General features: G+C 70.1%; 24 protein-coding genes. 10 read left to right on the top strand and 14 right to left on the bottom strand.

The features are described 5' to 3' along the window. Positions 1–225 precede the first annotated feature (225 nt). The 5 genes from ACFVDP_RS11540 (at position 226) to ACFVDP_RS11560 (ending at position 6703) form a co-directional block, all read left to right on the top strand. Positions 226–1752, top strand: coding sequence for a GMC family oxidoreductase (locus ACFVDP_RS11540; protein WP_383486953.1), 1527 nt, complete (start codon positions 226–228; stop codon positions 1750–1752). Beyond that, a complete protein-coding gene (locus ACFVDP_RS11545; RefSeq protein WP_383486955.1) occupies positions 1752–2849 on the top strand; it encodes a glycine betaine/L-proline ABC transporter ATP-binding protein in 1098 nt (365 codons plus the stop codon). Before ACFVDP_RS11540 ends, ACFVDP_RS11545 begins: the two co-directional genes overlap by 1 nt. Then, on the top strand, positions 2850–4826 hold the full coding sequence (locus ACFVDP_RS11550) for an ABC transporter permease (RefSeq protein WP_383486958.1): 1977 nt from the start codon (positions 2850–2852) through the stop codon (positions 4824–4826). It abuts the gene before it with no gap. An 82-nt stretch (positions 4827–4908) separates the two neighbouring features. Continuing rightward, complete coding sequence (locus ACFVDP_RS11555; protein ID WP_383487343.1) at positions 4909–5793, top strand: ABC transporter substrate-binding protein; 885 nt, start codon at positions 4909–4911, stop codon at positions 5791–5793. Positions 5794–5857: 64 nt separating this feature from the next. Next, positions 5858–6703 carry an MBL fold metallo-hydrolase gene (locus ACFVDP_RS11560; protein ID WP_383486961.1) on the top strand — a complete coding sequence of 282 codons (846 nt, stop codon included), beginning with the start codon at positions 5858–5860 and terminating at the stop codon, positions 6701–6703. Here the strand turns inward: ACFVDP_RS11560 and ACFVDP_RS11565 are convergent. The 4 genes from ACFVDP_RS11565 to ACFVDP_RS11580 form a co-directional block, all read right to left on the bottom strand. Continuing rightward, the gene (locus tag ACFVDP_RS11565; RefSeq protein WP_383486963.1) at positions 6700–7266 is read right to left on the bottom strand and encodes a nitroreductase family protein; all 567 of its coding nucleotides are present in this window, start codon (positions 7264–7266) and stop codon (positions 6700–6702) included. The genes ACFVDP_RS11560 and ACFVDP_RS11565 overlap by 4 nt on opposite strands. 46 nt (positions 7267–7312) lie before the next feature. Further along, entirely contained in the window at positions 7313–8119 is an 807-nt protein-coding gene (locus tag ACFVDP_RS11570) for a hypothetical protein (protein WP_383486966.1), read from the bottom strand. A 217-nt stretch (positions 8120–8336) separates the two neighbouring features. Next, positions 8337–8522, bottom strand: a complete 186-nt coding sequence (locus tag ACFVDP_RS11575) for a DUF397 domain-containing protein (RefSeq protein ID WP_383486969.1) — start codon at positions 8520–8522, stop codon at positions 8337–8339. Beyond that, positions 8519–9325, bottom strand: a complete 807-nt coding sequence (locus tag ACFVDP_RS11580) for a helix-turn-helix domain-containing protein (RefSeq protein ID WP_383487346.1) — start codon at positions 9323–9325, stop codon at positions 8519–8521. Before ACFVDP_RS11580 ends, ACFVDP_RS11575 begins: the two co-directional genes overlap by 4 nt. A 100-nt stretch (positions 9326–9425) precedes the next feature. Between ACFVDP_RS11580 and ACFVDP_RS11585 the strand changes: the two genes are divergently transcribed. Beyond that, positions 9426–9959, top strand: a complete 534-nt coding sequence (locus ACFVDP_RS11585; protein ID WP_383486972.1) for an ATP-binding protein — start codon at positions 9426–9428, stop codon at positions 9957–9959. Here the strand turns inward: ACFVDP_RS11585 and ACFVDP_RS11590 are convergent. Next, positions 9899–10603, bottom strand: a complete 705-nt coding sequence (locus tag ACFVDP_RS11590; RefSeq protein WP_383486975.1) for a hypothetical protein — start codon at positions 10601–10603, stop codon at positions 9899–9901. The genes ACFVDP_RS11585 and ACFVDP_RS11590 overlap by 61 nt on opposite strands. A 104-nt stretch (positions 10604–10707) precedes the next feature. Then, positions 10708–11484 carry a metallophosphoesterase family protein gene (locus ACFVDP_RS11595; RefSeq protein WP_383486978.1) on the bottom strand — a complete coding sequence of 259 codons (777 nt, stop codon included), beginning with the start codon at positions 11482–11484 and terminating at the stop codon, positions 10708–10710. On the opposite strand from ACFVDP_RS11595, the gene ACFVDP_RS11600 reads away from it, so the two are divergent. Together ACFVDP_RS11600 and ACFVDP_RS11605 are read left to right on the top strand one after the other, a co-directional pair. Beyond that, positions 11483–11665: a hypothetical protein gene (locus ACFVDP_RS11600; RefSeq protein ID WP_383486981.1), complete on the top strand. Its 183-nt coding sequence runs from the start codon at positions 11483–11485 to the stop codon at positions 11663–11665. The two genes, ACFVDP_RS11595 and ACFVDP_RS11600, sit on opposite strands and share 2 nt — an antisense overlap. 23 nt (positions 11666–11688) lie before the next feature. Continuing rightward, positions 11689–12426: an SDR family NAD(P)-dependent oxidoreductase gene (locus tag ACFVDP_RS11605; RefSeq protein WP_383486984.1), complete on the top strand. Its 738-nt coding sequence runs from the start codon at positions 11689–11691 to the stop codon at positions 12424–12426. A gap of 38 nt (positions 12427–12464) precedes the next feature. On the opposite strand, the gene ACFVDP_RS11610 is transcribed toward ACFVDP_RS11605, so the two are convergent. Further along, positions 12465–13040 (bottom strand): hypothetical protein, encoded by a 576-nt coding sequence (locus ACFVDP_RS11610; RefSeq protein WP_383486986.1) that lies wholly within the window; start codon positions 13038–13040, stop codon positions 12465–12467. Between ACFVDP_RS11610 and ACFVDP_RS11615 the strand changes: the two genes are divergently transcribed. Beyond that, the gene (locus ACFVDP_RS11615) at positions 13039–13398 is read left to right on the top strand and encodes a hypothetical protein (RefSeq protein WP_383486989.1); all 360 of its coding nucleotides are present in this window, start codon (positions 13039–13041) and stop codon (positions 13396–13398) included. The genes ACFVDP_RS11610 and ACFVDP_RS11615 overlap by 2 nt on opposite strands. 25 nt (positions 13399–13423) lie before the next feature. Here the strand turns inward: ACFVDP_RS11615 and ACFVDP_RS11620 are convergent, their stop codons facing one another. The 3 genes from ACFVDP_RS11620 to ACFVDP_RS11630 all read right to left on the bottom strand — a co-directional run bounded on the left by ACFVDP_RS11620 (position 13424) and on the right by ACFVDP_RS11630 (position 14282). After that, positions 13424–13561: a hypothetical protein gene (locus ACFVDP_RS11620; RefSeq protein ID WP_383486991.1), complete on the bottom strand. Its 138-nt coding sequence runs from the start codon at positions 13559–13561 to the stop codon at positions 13424–13426. Further along, on the bottom strand, positions 13561–13791 hold the full coding sequence (locus tag ACFVDP_RS11625; protein ID WP_383486994.1) for a hypothetical protein: 231 nt from the start codon (positions 13789–13791) through the stop codon (positions 13561–13563). Before ACFVDP_RS11625 ends, ACFVDP_RS11620 begins: the two co-directional genes overlap by 1 nt. Positions 13792–13898: 107 nt before the next feature. Then, the gene (locus ACFVDP_RS11630; RefSeq protein ID WP_383486997.1) at positions 13899–14282 is read right to left on the bottom strand and encodes a hypothetical protein; all 384 of its coding nucleotides are present in this window, start codon (positions 14280–14282) and stop codon (positions 13899–13901) included. A gap of 50 nt (positions 14283–14332) precedes the next feature. On the opposite strand from ACFVDP_RS11630, the gene ACFVDP_RS11635 reads away from it, so the two are divergent. Continuing rightward, complete coding sequence (locus ACFVDP_RS11635; RefSeq protein ID WP_383487000.1) at positions 14333–15157, top strand: hypothetical protein; 825 nt, start codon at positions 14333–14335, stop codon at positions 15155–15157. A 24-nt stretch (positions 15158–15181) separates the two neighbouring features. On the opposite strand, the gene ACFVDP_RS11640 is transcribed toward ACFVDP_RS11635, so the two are convergent. From ACFVDP_RS11640 to ACFVDP_RS11655, 4 genes are all read right to left on the bottom strand, one after another. Continuing rightward, positions 15182–15553 carry a hypothetical protein gene (locus ACFVDP_RS11640; protein ID WP_383487003.1) on the bottom strand — a complete coding sequence of 124 codons (372 nt, stop codon included), beginning with the start codon at positions 15551–15553 and terminating at the stop codon, positions 15182–15184. A gap of 280 nt (positions 15554–15833) precedes the next feature. Next, positions 15834–16559 carry an isocitrate lyase/phosphoenolpyruvate mutase family protein gene (locus tag ACFVDP_RS11645; protein WP_383487006.1) on the bottom strand — a complete coding sequence of 242 codons (726 nt, stop codon included), beginning with the start codon at positions 16557–16559 and terminating at the stop codon, positions 15834–15836. Further along, positions 16553–17002, bottom strand: coding sequence for a carboxymuconolactone decarboxylase family protein (locus ACFVDP_RS11650; RefSeq protein ID WP_383487009.1), 450 nt, complete (start codon positions 17000–17002; stop codon positions 16553–16555). The genes ACFVDP_RS11645 and ACFVDP_RS11650 overlap by 7 nt, the downstream gene beginning before the upstream one ends. Then, positions 16999–17505, bottom strand: a complete 507-nt coding sequence (locus ACFVDP_RS11655) for a carboxymuconolactone decarboxylase family protein (RefSeq protein ID WP_383487012.1) — start codon at positions 17503–17505, stop codon at positions 16999–17001. The genes ACFVDP_RS11650 and ACFVDP_RS11655 overlap by 4 nt, the downstream gene beginning before the upstream one ends. Positions 17506–17522 lie beyond the last annotated feature (17 nt).

Below are 17522 nucleotides of genomic sequence, written 5' to 3' on the forward strand. Positions count from 1 at the left end.
AGGCATGCGCTACGCGCGCCTTCCCCTGCCCCTGGGCGAGCGAAGCTCGCACCCAGGGGCGCGGGGAACTGCGCGAGAAGCGGCCACCGGCCGTCAGCCGACAACGGACCCAGGGGCGCGGGGAACTGCGCGACCAGCCACGACGCACCCGCACCCGCCCCCGACCGACACCCCACCCCACCCCCCCATCAAGCGAAGTACCTTGCGACCTCTTGGAGTTGACGCATGAACACGTACGACTACGTAGTAGTCGGCGGCGGCACCGCAGGATCCGTGATCGCCTCCCGCCTCACCGAGGACCCGAACGTCACGGTGGCCGTCATCGAGGGCGGCCCCAGCGACATCGGCCGCGACGACGTGCTCACCCTGCGCCGCTGGCTCGGCCTGCTCGGCGGTGACCTCGACTACGGCTACACCACCACCGACCAGCCCCGCGGCAACTCGCACATCCTGCACAGCCGCGCCAAGGTCCTCGGCGGCTGCTCCTCGCACAACACCCTCATCTCGTTCAAGCCGCTGCCCGGCGACTGGGACGAGTGGGCCGCGGCCGGCGCCGAGGGCTGGGACCACCAGGCGATGGACCCCTACTTCGGCAAGCTGCGCAACAACATCGTCCCCGTCGACGAGAAGGACCGGAACGCCATCGCCCGCGACTTCGTCGAGGCCGCGCAGGCGGCGACCGGAGTGCCGCGCGTCGAGGGCTTCAACAAGGGCCCGTTCAAGGACGGCGTCGGCTTCTTCGACCTGGCGTACCACCCGGAGAACAACAAGCGGTCGTCCGCCTCGGTGGCGTACCTGCACCCGCACATGGAGGCCGGCGACCGTCCCAACCTGAGCCTTCTCCTGGAGACTTGGGCGTACAAGCTGGAGTTCGACGAAGGTCTGGCGGCGCGCGGCGTCCACGTCCGCACCAAGGACGGCGAGGAGCAGCTGATCTCCGCGCGGCGCGAGGTCGTCGTCTGCGCCGGAGCCGTCGACACGCCCCGCCTGCTCCTGCACTCCGGCATCGGCCCGAAGGCCGACCTGGAGGCACTCGGCATCCCCGTCCTGCACGACCTGCCCGGCGTCGGCGAGAACCTGCTCGACCACCCCGAGTCGGTCATCGTCTGGGAGACGGACGGGCCGATCCCCGACAACAGCGCCATGGACAGCGACGCGGGCCTGTTCGTCCAGCGCGACCCCGAGGCCGCCGGGCCCGACCTGATGTTCCACTTCTACCAGATCCCGTTCACGGACAACCCCGAGCGGCTCGGCTACGAGAAGCCCGAGCACGGGGTGTCCATGACGCCGAACATCCCCAAGCCCAAGAGCCGCGGCCGCCTGTACCTGACCAGCGCGGATCCCGAGGTCAAGCCCGCCCTCGACTTCCGGTACTTCACCGACGAGGACGACTACGACGGCAGGACGCTCGTCGACGGCATCCGCATCGCCCGCGAGATCGCGAAGACGCAGCCGCTCGCCGGCTGGCTGGGCCGCGAGGTGTGCCCCGGCCCCGACGTCACGGGTGACGAGGAGCTGAGCGAGTACGCCCGCAAGGTCGCCCACACCGTCTACCACCCCGCGGGCACTTGCCGAATAGGTGCCGCTGACGATGAACTCGCGGTGGTCGACCCCGAGTTGAGGGTCCGCGGGCTGCAATCCATCCGTATCGCCGACGCGTCCGTCTTCCCGACGATGCCCGCGGTGAACCCGATGATCGGGGTGCTCATGGTCGGGGAGAAGTGCGCCGAGCTGATAGGTGGTGATGCGTGATGAGTACAGTCACTGACACACGTACGGAAGCCGGGACCGACACGGTCTTCTCCGTCCGCAACCTGTGGAAGGTCTTCGGCCCCAAGGCCGAACGCGTACCGAATCAGGAGGAGTTGGCGGACCTCGACGCGGCCGAGCTGCGCGAGCGCACCGGCTGCACCGCCGCCGTCCGCGACGTCTCCTTCGACGTGAAGCGCGGCGAGGTCTTCGTCGTGATGGGCCTGTCCGGTTCCGGCAAGTCCACGCTGGTGCGCTGTCTGACCCGGCTCATCGAGCCGACCTCGGGTGCGCTGGAGATGGACGGCGAGGACGTCCTCGCCATGGACAAGTCCCGGCTGCGCACGCTGCGCAGGCGCCGCGCCGCGATGGTCTTCCAGCACTTCGGGCTGCTGCCGCACCGCACCGTCCTCGACAACGTCGCGTACGGCCTGGAGATCCAGGGCGTCGGCCGCGCCGAGCGACGTGCCAGAGCCGCCGAGGTCGTCGCGAAGGTCGGCCTCGAAGGACTTGAGGACCGCCGCCCCGGCCAGCTCTCCGGTGGACAGCAGCAACGCGTGGGCCTGGCACGGGCGTTGGCCGTCGACCCGGAGGTCCTCCTCTTCGACGAGCCGTTCAGCGCGCTCGACCCGCTGATCCGGCGCGACATGCAGGAGGAGGTCGTGCGGCTGCACCGCGAGGAGGGCCGCACCATGGTCTTCATCACCCACGACCTGACCGAGGCGCTGCGCCTGGGCGACCGCATCGCCCTGATGCGCGACGGGAAGATCGTGCAGCTCGGCACGCCCGAGGAGATCGTGGGCGCGCCCGCCGACGACTACGTACGGGAGTTCGTCCGCGACGTCCCCCGTGAGCAGGTCATGACCGTGCGCCGCGCCATGCGCCCCGCCGACAACGACGAGGCCGAGCGTGGCGCGGCCATCGCCCCGGACGCCACGGTCTCGGAGGCCATCGAGGCCGTCGCACGGACCGGGTTCGCGGTACGGGTCATGGACCAGGGCCGCTGCCTGGGCATCGTCGACCACGAGCGGCTGATCGCGGCCGTCGGCGGCGCCCCCGCCGCCCCGGGTGTCCCCGCCACGAGCGAGGAGGCGGTATAGATGACCGCCGCCGTCACCGCCGCCCCGCCGTCGAAGCACAGCGCGGGCGCCCTCAAGAACCTGAAGCCCGGCCACCGCGCCCTCGGCAAGCTCCTGCTGCTCGCCGTCGTCGCGGCGGTCCTCGTACCGATCGCCACCGCGCAATGGTCCGGGGCGACCTGGCCGCACGCCCTCACCGTCGACATCTCCGAGCCGCTCGGCAAGGCCAGCGACTGGATCATCGACAACCGTGACAGCAACCCGCTGTTCACCTACTTCCTCGGCCACATCAGCAACGCGCTCATCGTCGCCATCCGCGCCGTCTACGTGGTGCTGCTCGCCGCCGGCTGGGCGGGCGTGACCGCCGCGGTGGGCCTGATCGCCTGGCGCGTCGCGGGCTGGCGTCTCGGCGCGTCCGCCGTCGTCGCCCTCCTGGCGTGCGGCGCCCTCGGCATGTGGGTGCCGACGATGCAGACGCTGGCGCTGATGGTCGTGGCCGTGCTCGCCTCGGTCGTGCTCGGCGCCCTGCTCGGTCTCGCCGCGGGCCTGAGCGAGCGCATGTACCGCCTGCTGCGCCCGGTCCTCGACACCATGCAGGTGCTGCCCGCGTACGCGTACCTGCTGCCCGTCGTGCTGATCTTCGGCATGGGCGTACCGGCCGCGGTGCTCGCCACCGTCGTCTACGCGGCCCCGCCCATGGCCCGCCTGACCGCGCTCGGTCTGCGCGCGGCCGACGGCGGTGTCATGGAGGCCGTGACCTCGCTCGGCGCGACCGCCCGTCAGCGCCTGGTGTCGGCCCGGCTCCCGCTGGCCCGCAAGGAACTCCTCCTCGGCCTCAACCAGACGATCATGATGGCCCTGTCGATGGCCGTCATCGCCTCGGTCATCGGCGCGGCCGGTCTCGGTGACCGCGTCTACCAGGCACTCGCCACGGTCGACGTCGGCGCCGCGCTCGCCGCGGGCATCCCGATCGTGCTGCTCGCCGTGATCCTCGACCGGGTGACGGCCGCGGCGGGTGCCCGGCTCGGCTCCCACGCGACGACGACGCACTGGAAGTGGGACGTCCTCGCCGTCGCCGTCGGCACGGTCGTCGTCGCGCTCGTGGCCCGCTTCGCCGTCGGCCTCGACTGGCCGGACTCCTGGGTCGTCAAGATCGCGCCCACCGTCAACGACGCCGTCGAGTGGATGACCGACCACCTCTACACGGGCGTTCCCGTCGTGGGCGGCACCGCCGACTGGGCGGCGCACTTCACCACCTGGATCCTCGACCCGGTCCGCTCGGGCCTGACCTGGCTCCCGTGGTGGTCCGTCCTCCTGATCGTCGCCGCGCTGGCCTGGCTGATCGGCACCTGGCGCACCGCGCTGACCGCCGTCCTCGCCATGGCCGCGATCGGCTACCTCGGCGTGTGGAAGGCGTCCCTCGACACGCTCTCCCAGGTCCTGGCCGCCGTCGCGGTCACCCTGGTCCTCGGCTTCGCGATCGGCATCGCGGCGGCCCGCAGCAACCGTTTCGAGCGCGTACTCCGCCCGGTCCTGGACGTCTTCCAGACGATGCCGCAGTTCGTGTACCTGATCCCGGTCGTCGCGCTGTTCGGCGTCGGCCGCGCCCCGGCGGTCGCCGCCGCCGTGGTCTACGCGCTTCCGGCCGTCGTCCGCATCACCACGCAGGGCCTGCGCCAGGTCGACCCGGCCGCGCTCGAAGCGTCCCGCTCGATGGGCGCGACCACGGCCCAGCAGCTCCGCCAGGTCCAACTCCCGCTCGCCCGCCCGGCACTGCTCCTCGCCGTCAACCAGGGAGTCGTGCTGACCCTCGCCGTCGTCATCATCGGCGGCCTGGTCGGCGGTGGCGCGCTCGGCTACGACGTGGTGTTCGGCCTCGCCCAGGGCGACCTGGCCACCGGCCTCGTCGCGGGCGCCGCGATCGTCTGCCTCGGCCTGATGCTGGACCGGGTGACGCAGCCGACAGACCGCCGCGTCCGTGCCGGAAAGGAGTCCTGAAGTGAAGCGAACTCACAAGTATTGCTCGGTGGTTGTGGCCGCCGGAGCCCTCCTGACCGTCACCGGCTGCGGCGCGGCGGACATGACGAAGCAGTCGTCGCCGTTCGCCAACGCCAAGGGCGCCAAGACGGTGACCCTCTCCGTCCAGTCCTGGGTCGGCGCGCAGGCCAACGTGGCCGTGGCCCAGTACATCCTGGAGCACGAGCTCGGCTACCGCGTCGACACCGTCCAGGTCGACGAGGTCCCCGCCTGGGACGCCCTCAGCCAGGGCCGCGTCGACGCGATCCTGGAGGACTGGGGCCACCCCGACCAGGAGGCCCGCTACGTCAAGGACAAGAAGACCATCGTCGCGGGCGGCGGCCTGGGCGTCACCGGCCACATCGGCTGGTTCGTCCCGACGTACTTCGCCAAGCAGCACCCGGACGTCACGAACTGGAAGAACCTCAACAAGTACGCGGACCAGTTCAAGACCGCCGAGAGCGGCGGCAAGGGCCAGCTCCTCGACGGCTCACCGTCGTACGTCACGAACGACAAGGCACTGGTCAGCAACCTGAAGCTGGACTACCAGGTCGTCTTCTCCGGCTCCGAGGCCGCGCAGATCACGCAGATGAAGCAGTTCGCGAAGCAGAAGAAGCCGTTCCTTTCGTACTGGTACACCCCGCAGTGGCTGTCCCAGCAGGTCCCGATGACGGAGGTGAAGCTGCCCGCGTACAAGGAGGGCTGCGACGCCGACCCGAAGAAGATCACCTGCGCCTATCCGACGACGCCGCTCCAGAAGTACCTCAACGCGGACTTCGCGAAGAGCGGTGACGACGCGTCCGAGTTCCTGAAGAAGTTCCACTGGACGACGGACGACCAGAACGAGGTCTCCCTCCTGATCGCCGACAAGAAGCTGTCGCCGGACGCGGCGGCGAAGAAGTGGGTGGACGGTCACCGGTCCACGTGGGAGGCGTGGCTGGGGAAGTAGCGGCACCTGCCCGCTGTTGATGCCGGTGTCGTCAGCCGGGCAGGTCCTCGGAAGGGAAGTTCTGATGTCGTCGTCCAAGCGGGTCGTCGTCTCGGCCACGGGTGAGCAGCTTCCGGTCTGCCGCACGTGCGGTGTGCAGTACGCGGCGCCGCGCGCCGACTGCCCGATCTGCCTGGACGAGCGGCAGTACGTCGGCTGGGAGGGCCAGCGCTGGACGACGCTCGCCGAGTTGCGGGCGGCAGGGCACCGCGGCCGGGTCGAGGAGGAGGGGCCCGCCGTCGTCGGCGTGGGCGCGGTGCCGTCGGTCGGGGTCGGCCAGCGCGCGCTGCTGATCCGCTCACCGTCCGGGAACGTGCTGTGGGACTGTGTGGGCTATCTCGACGACGAACTCGGCGCCGAGATCGAGGCGTTGGGCGGGATCAGTGCGATCGCCGTCAGCCACCCGCACTTCTACGGTGTGATGACCGAGTGGGGCCGGGCCTTCGACGCCCCGGTGTACATCAATGAGGCGGACCGGGACTGGGTCGCCCGTCCCGATCCGCTGATCGAGTACTGGACGGGCGACACCCGTCCGATCGCGCCCGGCATGACGCTGATCAACGCGGGCACGCACTTCGCCGGCGGCACGGTGCTGCACTGGGCCGACGACCCGGAAGGCGGCGGCGCGCTGTTCAGCGGCGACATCTTCATGGTGGTGATGGACCGGCGCTGGGTCAGCTTCATGTACAGCATCCCCAACTTCATTCCGGAGCGGCCGAGCACCGTCCGCCGCGCGCTCGAACTGGTCGAACCCTTCGAGTTCGAGCGCATCTACGGGGGGTTCTGGGGCCGCGTGGTCCGCGCCGACGGTTCGGCCGCGGTCCGGCGTTCCGCCGACCGGTACCTGCGCTTCGTGGAAGACAGGCCCTAGGGCGTGTCCGGTGGCGACCAGGGAGCGGACAGAAGATCGGTGACGCTGCGCCGGTCCCGGTCCTTCGCCGGTTCTTCGGCCGCCTGCCCCAGCGCGATCATGGAGACGATCGCCCACCCCGGGTTCGGCCGGAGTTCCTCGGTGAGGCCCTCCAGGTCGAAGGCCCGGAACTGCCGGGCCGCCAGCCCCATCGCCTGTGCCTGGAGGGTCAGGTGGGCGACGGCCTGCCCGAGGTCGTAGTCCGCGAACTCGGAGTAGAGCAGGGGCGTGTCGTCGACGTGGCGGTGTGCCAGCGTGACCACCAGCAGCCCCGCGTCCCGCGCCCACCGGGCCGAGCTGGGCGCGAGGTGGCGGACCACCCGCCCGTGGTCCGGCTCACCGGGCCGGCTCGCGAAGAACCCCCAGGGCTGGGAGTTCCCGGCGGACGGCGCCCACCGCGCGGCTTCCAGCAGCAGGCCGAGGGAATCGTCGTCGACGCCGGCCGCCGGGTCGAACCGGGAGGGGCTGAACCGTCCCGCCAGCAGAGGATGGATGCCACCGAGCGGCTCCGGATCACGTCGCATGTCCCGAAGCAACGGGCCACCGCACGGCCGTATTCCGGCCGCGTCGTCAGCCACGTCCACGGCACCCCCGGCACAGCCCGCCCGGCAGCGCCTCGGGACGCCCTGGTCGCCCGCACTCCGTGCACTCCATGAGTGTGTGGGGTGCGGGCGCCGGTGCGTCGGTGGGTGTGATCCGGATCCGGTGCGGGGGCAGTTTGTCGCGCAGGCGCGTCGCGATGAAGGCGCGGGGTGCGTGCACGGTTCCGGGGAGGCCCGTGGTCATCGCCTGCGTGAAGAGCCGGGGGTCGGGGTCCCGGGCCAGCCACGCGGCGGCCGCCGCCTCCAGCGCGGCGCAGTCCGCCGCGGAGAGGGGCAACCGGGGTTCGCGGAGACCCAGTTGGGCCAGGCAGGCGTAGGCGTCCGAGCGGGGCTTCGGCTGCTCCGGGACCTGGTGCTCAGGGTGTTCGGTCTCCGGTACGTCACCGTCGAGGAACCTGGCCCACCAGTCGTCATCGCGTGCGACACGGGACCAGTACGTGTGGAACACCCAGCGTGTCGTGCCGTTCCCGGTCCCGAGGTCGGAGAGCCGCCGTACGCGGCGCAGGTGCCCGGCGGCGGACAGTTCGTTCAGCGCGCTGCGCACGGCGGCCTGCCCGTAGAGGGGCTGCGCCTTCGCGAGCGTCTTCGCGTCTATGGCGGCCTGCTCGGGGAGCGCGTCGATGAACCCGGCCAGATAGCGGGCCCGCAGGGGGAGATGCGCGAAGGAGTCGCGGCGCAGGGGGCCTTGGTCCTGGGTGCCACGTTTTCCGTAGCCCGGGTTGGCCAGAGGGTGTGCGGGCGAAGGCAGCCCGGAGATAGAGTTTTCGGTAGCCATTGGATCGATGTTTCCGATCTTGTTGGTCAGACCCCGGCAGGTGTTCCAGCACCTGGTCGGGGTCGTCTGTTGTTGGGCACGCTAGACGGTGGCAACCGTGTGTCGCAACCCGGTCGCGGAAAGTCATGGGTCCTGGCCAAGAGGCAGGGAGGGAGGGTGGGTTGAGGCCCAGCCACCCATTCCTTACAAGCGGCGCTCGGGTGTCGCGGCTCGAAGCTCAGACGGTGCGGGCGTGCGCCAGGAAGGCGTTCCAGGCGGGCGCCGAAGCGGTGAAGCGCGGGCTTTGGGGGCCGAGCTTCGAGTCCCGGATGTGAATGCGGGTGGGGCTGGTGGCGGCTTCGAGGCAATTGCTGCCCTGGCTGTCGCTGTAGCTCGACTTGAACCACGTCAGGTTGGCGTTCACGGTGCCTGCGCCACCTTTCTGATGAACTCGGCCGAATCCTCGGGGCTGAGGGCGTGCATGCGGATCATGTCATGGGTCCGAGTGAGCTGACTGACCTTGTCCGCGTCCGCGTACAGGGCGCTGGTCTCCTGCCCTTCCGCGAATGCGTAGCGCTCGTGGTCGGCCGTCTCCAGAAGGGCGATGGGACCGTTGAGCGCGACACCGTAAGCCCGCCCGAAGGGCAGTACCTGAATCAGTACATTCCGCAACTCGCCGACTGTCAGCAGGCGTTGAAGCTGCTGCTCCATTACCTCTCGCCCGCCCACCTGAGTCCGCAACGCCGCTTCGAACATGACGAAGCTGAACATCACGCCGGTCCGCGTAGGCAACGCCTCCTGCCGCTTGAGCCGTCCGGCGACACGCTCCTCGACGGTCTCGTCGTCGAGCGGCGGGGAACTGGCGCCGATCAGGGCCTTCGCGTACTCAGGTGCCTGGAGAAGCCCGGGGACGAGCAGCGGCTCGTACGAACTGACGGCGATGGCGTCCTTCTCCAGTGCCATGAACTCCTGCGAGCGCTGCGGATGCGGCTCGGGCTTCAGGTACTCCTGCGCGGCGACGATCTTTCCGCCCGCGCCGCAGAGCTGATCCGCGATCTGGAGGAGCCGAAGCGTGGGCTTGCGCCGCCCGTTCTCCATGGACTTCACGTACTCGCAGCCGTACCCGGCCTCCTTGGCCAGTATTTCGCGGTCGACCCCCGCCTCGGTGCGCCACAACTTGATCTGGCTACCGCAGTAACGCCACGCGAGGTTCGCCTCGGAAGACATCGGCACGCACCACTTCCCTCAGGGGTCACGGCAGGTACAACTACCCGAAGTACATACGCCGTTACTCCCGAGCGTACGCGCGAACCGGAACGGTGAACGTATGCAGACGACACCGGCGACGAACCTCCCCCAGAGCATCGAGTGGCGCCTGCCGCGTCACGCGCGGAGTGTGGGGAGGGCGCGTCTGCTGTTCCGGGAGACGGCGGGCCGCTGGGCCCTGCCGGCGGACGTCACCGACACGGCGGAACTGCTGCTCAGCGAGCTGATGACGAACGCGTACCGGCACGCGAAGGTACCGGCGGGCCGGGAGATCAGGGCGCGGGTGAGCCTGACGGCGGACCGGCTCCGGGTGACGGTGACGGACGCGAGCAGCACGCTCCCGACTGCGCGCTCGGCGTCTCCGGAGGAGGAGTCGGGGCGGGGGCTGGCGCTGGTGGAGATGCTGGCGGGGGAGTGGGGCGCGCAGGCGCGCGAGGGTGGCGGCGTGGGCAAGTCGGTGTGGTTCGAACTGGGAATCACGGCTGGTACCGCGCCCTCGTCGTCAGAGAGACGGTCCTGCGACGACGAACCCCTTCACGGTGTGCGGCGGGCATCGGACGGCGGATCGGCGGGTGGCCCGTCACCGTCCGGGTAGGTGGCCTGATGGGCGGCGGTGCGGATGTGCAGTGCCGCCTGGCGGGCCCGGCGGGCGAGGTCGCGGTGTTCCTCCGCGGTCGACGTCTCGTTCCGGGCGAGGCGTTCGTGGTGCTGGGCCACCATGTCGTGCGCGTCGGCCAACATGGCTGCGGCGTTGAGATACCGCGTGTGGAGTTGCTGCACGAAGATGTCCAGGTTGTCCTGGCGCGACATGCTCGCGGGATCGAGCAGCCGGTCCGAGACGGCGGCCTCCTGCTGTACGGTCCACTGCTCACGCGCGTTGTGGATCTCCGCGCGGGCCAGGTTGGCGTCGGCGCGCGCCAGCCGGGCCTCGCTGGCCGCGAGCAGTGCCCGTGCCCGCTCGCTCGCTTCCTGGGAACGCTGAAGAAAGGTGGGGGCGCCTTGGCCGCGCTGGCGGGCCTGCCGGTCCGCTTGCTTCTCGCGCTCGTCCAGGTCCCGCTCGCGCTGATCGGCGACGGCCTCGCGTGCATCGGCGGTGGCCTCGCGCTGATCGGCGACGGCCTCACGCTCGTCGGCGGTGGCCTCGCGCTCATCGGCTTCACGGTCGCGCTCACCGCTCCCGTCCGCCCACGCTCCGACGACGTCGCTGAAGTTCGACCGGTCCGGTTGTTCAGTGCCCACATCGCCAGTATTCAGGCGCGGGGCGCGCCCATCAAGCCGTTCCCAGGGCCCACCGTCGACCCCCGGACCGACGGTGGGCTCGGGTGACGGAAGCCGTCCACCGACTAAGTAGACGCCTGGGACGTGGTGTCACCACGTCCGTCCCGTGGGCCGAAGGCCGCGAGGGCATCGGCGTCGGTCGCCTGTGCTCGGAGGAAGTAGTCGGCCCACTGGGCGATTTCGGGGTAGGAGGAGCCCTGTGTCACGTGGGCGATCGCGGCCTCGACGTCGTAGGCCGTGGTCCGCAGTTCGACACCGGGACCCAACAGCGCCCAGTGCGCACCCGCGCGCCCGTAGGGCATGCCGACGCTGCCCGGGTTGACGACGAGCCGGCCGTGGGCGAGGCGGACGAACGGCATGTGGGTGTGGCCGAGGACCACCGTGCGGACGTCGTCGTCGAGCTCGCCGAAGACCTCTTGCCAGCGGTCGAGACGCGAGTCGACGAGGACGACCTCCTCGTCGTCGCGAGGGGTGGCGTGGCAGAACAGGACGCTCCCCATGCCCTGCAAGGACAGGGAGAGCGATTGCGGCAGGCGGGCGAGGAGTTCGAGATGGTCCGCGCGCAGCTGTTCGGCGGCCCAGGGGGCGATCGGGTCGGGGATGCTGTCGCGCAGGCCGCGACGGTATTCGAGGAGCTCGCGGTCGGCGTTCCCGCTGATCCAGGCGACCCGGTCCCCGAGGGACGTCAGCAGATCCAGGACCTGGCCCGGTTGCGGACCGGCCGTGATGTCGCCGGTGAGCACGACGCGGTCCGCGGAACGCACCTCCGGTTCGGCGAGCACTGCCTCCAGGGCGGGCAGGACTCCGTGGATGTCGGACAGGACGGCTACTCGCTTCAGCATGGTCACCAGTGTGGGCGCGTCGAGGGCCCAGCGGCGCCGGTACGGGGTCGATGTACGCGCGACCACGCCCTGGTTGGGCCTGCCCTGCGTCACCGGCGTGAGCTTCGGCTCCCTCGCCGACCTCGCGCCGAATGCCGTCGTGGTGGTGGACGGCACGCGTGGGAAGGTGGCGGTGACATGATCGGCGACGTCCAGGAGGAACCGATGAGTGGCACGGAACGGTCGGTAGTGATCAGCGGCGGCGGCACGGGCATCGGCCGGGCCATCGCCGCCCGGTTCGCCCGGCAGGGCGACCGGGTGACCATCCTCGGACGGCGAGCCGAAGTACTGCGCGTGGCGGCGGAAGAGATCGGGGGGACGTATCCGGTCCGCGCGGTGCCCGTCGACTTGTCCGCACCCGAGGACATCGAGTCCAGGCTGCCCGAACTGCCTGAATGCGTAGACGTGTTGGTGAACAACGCCGGCGGACGCGGCACTCCGGTGGTCGAGGGCGGCCTGAAGGAGGTCGCCGTGCGGTGGCGGCGGGACTTCGACAACAATGTGCTGCCGGCGGTTCTGCTCACCGAGGCGTTGCTGCCCCGGCTCGCTTCGCCGGGCGGCCGCGTGATCACCATCAGCTCCGTCGCTGCACTGCGCGGCAATGGCGCCTACGGGGCCATGAAGGCGGCTCTACAGGCGTGGAACCACACGCTGGCGGGGCAGTTGGGGACCAGAGAAGTCACCGCCAACGTGGTCGTGCCCGGGTACGTCGCAGGGACCGAGTTCTTCGGCGGACCCGCGACCGAGGAAGAACTCGCCCGCAGGCGGGCGCAGACCCTGGTCGGCAGGGTCGGCGAGGCCGAAGACGTGGCCGCGGCGGTCGCCTTCCTGGCCGGACCCGAAGCGGGCTACATCACGGGCGAGTTCCTCAATGTCAACGGAGGAACACTGCTCGGGCGTTGAGACCGTGCACCGGCCCACGCCGAACACCATCGCCCCAATCAACTGAGTCCCTCTTCGCGGAACTTCGGCTTCCCCCAGGAGGCAGTGAGGAAGTAGGCCCACCACACAGGATTGATGAAGTTGAACCATCTGTTCCTGTTGGCGAGATACCGCTCCCAGTAGGCGTCCTGCTCCTCGACGGAGGAGACGAGACCGGGCTTGCAGTACCCGAACGTGGAGACCAGGTCCCGGACGGTCGGAGGCCGCCACATAGGCAGGACGTAGATCATCCAAGCCCCGTGGGAGGCCGAGAACCCGGACGGTCTCACGTCCTTCCGCGCCCCGCTACAACAAATCTTCACGCCTCTCGGCGCCAGCTCTGTGCGCATGGTGCGCAGAGCATCGAAGACGTCGTCGCCCTGAGCAGAACACTCGACCCCGGACGGGGACCGCAGGGTGAGCGCCCACGGTCCGTCCCCTTGAATGATGAGCATCCACTCGACGACCTGCCCGCCGACCTGCACGCGCACAGGAAGTTCGTCGACCATGTCAGGCATCCCGCACCCCGCGCCTCTCGTCGAGTCACCTTCGCCGGAGATGACGGCCGCGAGCGACGTGGTGAAGGATCTGCTCATGGAGGACGATACGGCCGGGCCGGGTACCACGGAACGCGAACTCGACTGCCGGATCTACGTGGCCACGCACAGCCGTGATCAGTTGATGAAGCGGCTCGCGGCGGCTCTGAACGTGCCGGTGTACTCGCCCGGCACGCTGACGTACGGATGCCTCGATGTGAGGTGGGCCCACAACGACTACGAAGGCACTGGCGCGGGCGACGAATTCCTGGACTGGCACTCGCTCATCGAGTGCGAACCGCACTCCGGCGCGTCGTCCGCTGCCGCCGTGACCGACACAGCATCGATCCTCAACGCGCTCCGCGCGGCAGGCTTCCGGGCGGTACCCGTCTGCGACTTCGATGAGCTTCTGCCGTGATCGGGGAGGGTGTCCAGTGACGTCATCAGGCTATGCGGCGCGCTTCCAGGTCGCTCTTCAGGCGGTCGAGGCCACCACGTGCGCCACGCTCGGCCAGCCGCTCGTAGACGGTCCGGCGCCGCTGACGCTTGATGGCCTCTTCGCGGGGCGAGAGTTCGCTCATCACAGGATGTGGATGCGCTCCAACTCGCCCTCCGGAGTACGGATCATCAGCTCGTGCCCCTTGGCCCGCTCACGCTCGACGAATCCGAGCAGCAGCACCGCCCGGTTGATGACGTCGGCCTTGCTGACGCGCCCCGTCTCGGCCAGTTCATTGACCGCGACGACGGCCGGGGGTGCCAGGGTCACCGAGAGGCGCTCGCTCGCCGGGTGCTCGGGGTGTGGGGCTGCCATGGTGCTCGCTCCTGTGGGGTCGGTGGACTTTGCGCGGACCTCTGGAGTGAATCACATGAGCACCGGAGATGCACCACATATGCACCGCATTTCTCACAGTCGCCCGACTACCGGTCTGCCCCGCGGAAGAGAGTGAGAAGAGCCCGGGCCGGCGGGCTCTCCGCGTCGAAGAACTGCTTGGCCAGCTCCGGCGGCACGGCCGGTCCGTGCATACGGACCTCGTGGCAGCTGAAACAGAACGCCGCCTCGAACTGCGCCAGTTCGAGAGAGTCCTCGTACACCCGGACGCCCCAGCCCGGTGAGAACCCGCAGCGGTGCTGCTGGCTGCCGGGCAGGTTCTCGATCGAGGTCAGCGCGTCGGCGGCCTCACTCCCGACCCAGTGGGCCACCACCCGGCCGGGGTACGGAGCGCCAGGCTCGGTCGGGAGGGCGGAGACTCTGACGACCTCGATCAGGGCTGAGGCGGCAACGGCTTCGGCGGGGAGTCGCATGTGCGCAGTCTGCCCGCCGGGCCCCCCGCGCTCAGGGGTAACTTGCCGCCATGTGCATATCGACGGGTGCGGCGGAGTTCTCCGGCACGATCGTGTACTGCGGTCGCCGGCACCATCCCGAACACGGGCTGATCCACGTACTCGGCTACCAGAACACGGCCGTCAACCTGGCCGACGGCCCGAACGCCATGCTGCTGCACCTGCCCACCAGGCACCTCACCCCACGGCAGTTCCTCTCCACCGGACGCGACGCTGATGTCCTGCGCCGCATGGTGGCTGCCGTCGAGAGGGCGGAGAACGCGGCGGACGGCATCGCGTGGATGAGCGCGGAGCCGCAGGCCGTCCGAGTCTTCGAACACGACGTCTATACGGTGCTCCTGGCGGACGACCCCACCGCTGTCCCCGGCGCGCTGGGCCAGGTGCCACCCCACCGGCGCCCCCGCCTCGACCCGGACCTGCTGCGCTTCTACGCGGACCACTTCCCCGACCACACCATCGCGCTGTGCTGCTTCGACAACGCCGACGCGCAACGCGCCAAGCCGCTCCTGCTCTGGTACTCGCCCCTCGACCCCGACCGGCTGACCGTGCCCGCCCTGGACAGCCACACCGGCGGGGCACCGGACCTCGACGCGGCGGTACCCGTGGACCACTGGGTCCTCTACTCCACCGACGAGGCCCCGCCCGACTGGGGCGCCCCCGTCGGCCACCCCGCGACGATGCGCCACCGCCTGCGCGCCTTCCTGCCCACCCGCGTGGCGGGCCGTCACTACGGCGACGGCCAGGCCCTGCCCAACGGTGACTTCTCCCTCACCCACCACGCGCTGCTGTCCGGCAACCTCGACCACGTCGAACGCCGTCAGCCGAAGTGCCGTTGAACGAGCACTCCTCCATGGTTCTCCTCAGTCGCCCGACGGCGCCCAAGGGTCCACCCGGGCGAACACCTCGGCGTGCGCCAGCCCGTCCCGGGCCGCGACGGCCTGTCGGGCCCGCAGTTCCGACCGTGTCCGTGGGCGGAAGCGGGGCTCCCGGTCGCATCCACAGGCCGAACGCCCTTCGTAGCGCAGCCCTGCTGCCAGCACGGCGGCCACCACGGACCACCCGCGCGCGTCGCGCCTGCGCGGCGGAGCGAAGTCATGCCCGGCGCACACGAGGGGCCTGGCGCAGTTCGGGCACGGCTGCTCCCGCTGCGGGTAGGTGTGCCGCTTGAAGCTGACGCGGCACGAGACGCACACGTAATGGAGCTTGTAGTAGACCTCGCCGTAGAAGCACACGAGTTGACCGTACTGAGCCTTCGCATCCGCAGGCCACCTGATTTCCGCGGAACAGGTCCCTCAACCTGCGCCGAAGCGAATCTCGGCATCCGACAGGAGCAGGCCGGAGACGCTCACAACGAGTAGGGGCACACCGCGATCCACGGCGCCGCGAACTAGGTTTGGAGCGGCAGGAGTTGGCGATGCGGGCCGGGGTGGACGGCAACAAGTGGCGCGAGCCCATGTTCTCCATGGTGTGACCCCCGGGCTCCGGCCCACCCCATGCCCTACGGCGGACAGGTCATAGCAGCCCGTCCGCGATCTCCCGCACCGCCGCCGCGGCCCTGCGCTGCAATCCCGGGCCGAACGTGATCCGGGTCGCCCCCGCCGCGCCCCACTCCCTCAGGACGGACCCGTCCGCCGGTGTGCCCGCGTTGATCGGGCCCTCGATCGCGGCGCGCAGGTGTGGCAGGGCCGTCAGCGGGGCGCCGATCGGGTAGACGCAGTCGGCGCCCGCCGCGATGTAGAGGCGGGCTCGGTCGATCGTCTCCGGGATCGGGTCAGCCGCGGCCCTGATGAACGTATCGATACGGGCGTTCAGGACGATGGCGTCGCCGGCCGCCGAGCGGACCTCCGCGAGCCAATCGGCCTGTGAGTGTGGGTCCTTGAGGCCGTCGTCCCTCGTCGAGTCCTCCAGGTTGCAGCCGACCGCGCCCGTCTCCAGGAGCCGGGCCACCAGTTCCTTCGGGGACAGGCCGTAACCGTCCTCGATGTCCGCGCTGACCGGCACCGACACCGAGCGCACGATGCGCCGCACCGCCGCGAACATCTCGTCGGCGGGGGTGGAACCGTCCTCGTAGCCGAGCGATGCCGCGACCCCGGCGCTAGGCGTCGCCAGCGCGGGGAAGCCGGCCTCCTCGAAGGCGCGGGCGCTCGCCGCGTCCCATGGGCCGGGCAGGACCAGCGGGTCGCCGGGGGCGCGGTCGTGGTGCAGGGCGCGGAACAGGGTGGCGCCGGTGCTCACCATGCGGGGCCTCCTGGTTCGATGCGGCGGGCGACCATCAGGCGGTTCCAGCTGTTGATGACCGTGATCACCCCGATGAGATGGGCTAGTTGGGCGTCGGTGAAGTGCTTCGACGCCGTTGCGTAGACGTCGTCGGGGACGGAGTCCTCCGTGAGGACCGTGATCGCCTCCGTCAGGGCCAGCGCCGCCCGTTCGCGCTCGCTGTACAGGTCGCCGGCCTCGCGCCAGGCGTTCAGCAGCGCGATCCGCTTCGCGCTCTCGCCGTTCTTCTCCACCGCGACGTCCACGTGCATGTCCAGGCAGAACGCGCACGCGTTGAGCTGCGAGGCACGGATCATCACCAGTTCGGCCAGGACCGGATCGCCGAGGCCGCGCTTCGCCGCCGCGCCCGCGGTCTGGAGGGCGCGGCGGACGTCGGGCTCCAAGTGGTGCGTACGTAACGTCACTTGGCGGCCTGCGGCTTGTAGTGACCGGCGACCATGCGGGTGGACACGCCGAACCGGTTCCACGCGTTGATCGTCGTGATCGCCGCGATGAGCTGGCTCAGCTCGGCCTCGTCGTACACGCGGGCCGCCTCCTCGTACACGTCGTCCGGTACGAAGCCGTCCGTCAGGACCGTGATCGCCTCGGTCAGCGCGATCGCCGCGACCTCCCTCTCCGTGTAGAAGTGCCGGCTCTCCTCCCACGCGCTGAGCTGCACGATCCGCTCGACGCTCTCGCCCGCCGCCAGGGCGTCCTTGGTGTGCATGTCGAGGCAGAACGCGCAGTGGTTGAGCTGCGAGGCGCGGATCTTGACCAGTTCGTACGTCACCGGGTCCAGGCCCTTACGCGCCGCGGTGTCCAGCTGGATCATCGCCTTGTAGACCTCGGGGGCGTGCTTCGCCCAGGCCAGGCGCGGGGTGTGCTCGTGGACGTACTCGGGAGTGGTGCTGCTCGTGTTCGTGTTCATGCTGCGAGCCTACGAAG

It is taken from the genome of Streptomyces sp. NPDC057694, assembly GCF_042799415.1.
GTDB lineage: Bacteria > Actinomycetota > Actinomycetes > Streptomycetales > Streptomycetaceae > Streptomyces.

Bases quoted from the DNA above. Each gene is read 5' to 3' on its own strand.
- ACFVDP_RS11540 (WP_383486953.1), top strand. From the start codon at position 226: ATGAACACGTACGACTACGTAGTAGTCGGCGGCGGCACCGCAGGATCC.
- ACFVDP_RS11545 (WP_383486955.1), top strand. From the start codon at position 1,752: ATGAGTACAGTCACTGACACACGTACGGAAGCCGGGACCGACACGGTC.
- ACFVDP_RS11550 (WP_383486958.1), top strand. From the start codon at position 2,850: ATGACCGCCGCCGTCACCGCCGCCCCGCCGTCGAAGCACAGCGCGGGC.
- ACFVDP_RS11555 (WP_383487343.1), top strand. From the start codon at position 4,909: ATGACGAAGCAGTCGTCGCCGTTCGCCAACGCCAAGGGCGCCAAGACG.
- ACFVDP_RS11560 (WP_383486961.1), top strand. From the start codon at position 5,858: ATGTCGTCGTCCAAGCGGGTCGTCGTCTCGGCCACGGGTGAGCAGCTT.
- ACFVDP_RS11565 (WP_383486963.1), bottom strand. From the start codon at position 7,266: ATGCGACGTGATCCGGAGCCGCTCGGTGGCATCCATCCTCTGCTGGCG.
- ACFVDP_RS11570 (WP_383486966.1), bottom strand. From the start codon at position 8,119: ATGGCTACCGAAAACTCTATCTCCGGGCTGCCTTCGCCCGCACACCCT.
- ACFVDP_RS11580 (WP_383487346.1), bottom strand. From the start codon at position 9,325: ATGTCTTCCGAGGCGAACCTCGCGTGGCGTTACTGCGGTAGCCAGATC.
- ACFVDP_RS11585 (WP_383486972.1), top strand. From the start codon at position 9,426: ATGCAGACGACACCGGCGACGAACCTCCCCCAGAGCATCGAGTGGCGC.
- ACFVDP_RS11600 (WP_383486981.1), top strand. From the start codon at position 11,483: ATGGTCACCAGTGTGGGCGCGTCGAGGGCCCAGCGGCGCCGGTACGGG.
- ACFVDP_RS11595 (WP_383486978.1), bottom strand. From the start codon at position 11,484: ATGCTGAAGCGAGTAGCCGTCCTGTCCGACATCCACGGAGTCCTGCCC.
- ACFVDP_RS11605 (WP_383486984.1), top strand. From the start codon at position 11,689: ATGAGTGGCACGGAACGGTCGGTAGTGATCAGCGGCGGCGGCACGGGC.
- ACFVDP_RS11615 (WP_383486989.1), top strand. From the start codon at position 13,039: ATGGAGGACGATACGGCCGGGCCGGGTACCACGGAACGCGAACTCGAC.
- ACFVDP_RS11610 (WP_383486986.1), bottom strand. From the start codon at position 13,040: ATGAGCAGATCCTTCACCACGTCGCTCGCGGCCGTCATCTCCGGCGAA.
- ACFVDP_RS11620 (WP_383486991.1), bottom strand. From the start codon at position 13,561: ATGAGCGAACTCTCGCCCCGCGAAGAGGCCATCAAGCGTCAGCGGCGC.
- ACFVDP_RS11625 (WP_383486994.1), bottom strand. From the start codon at position 13,791: ATGGCAGCCCCACACCCCGAGCACCCGGCGAGCGAGCGCCTCTCGGTG.
- ACFVDP_RS11630 (WP_383486997.1), bottom strand. From the start codon at position 14,282: ATGCGACTCCCCGCCGAAGCCGTTGCCGCCTCAGCCCTGATCGAGGTC.
- ACFVDP_RS11635 (WP_383487000.1), top strand. From the start codon at position 14,333: ATGTGCATATCGACGGGTGCGGCGGAGTTCTCCGGCACGATCGTGTAC.
- ACFVDP_RS11645 (WP_383487006.1), bottom strand. From the start codon at position 16,559: ATGGTGAGCACCGGCGCCACCCTGTTCCGCGCCCTGCACCACGACCGC.
- ACFVDP_RS11655 (WP_383487012.1), bottom strand. From the start codon at position 17,505: ATGAACACGAACACGAGCAGCACCACTCCCGAGTACGTCCACGAGCAC.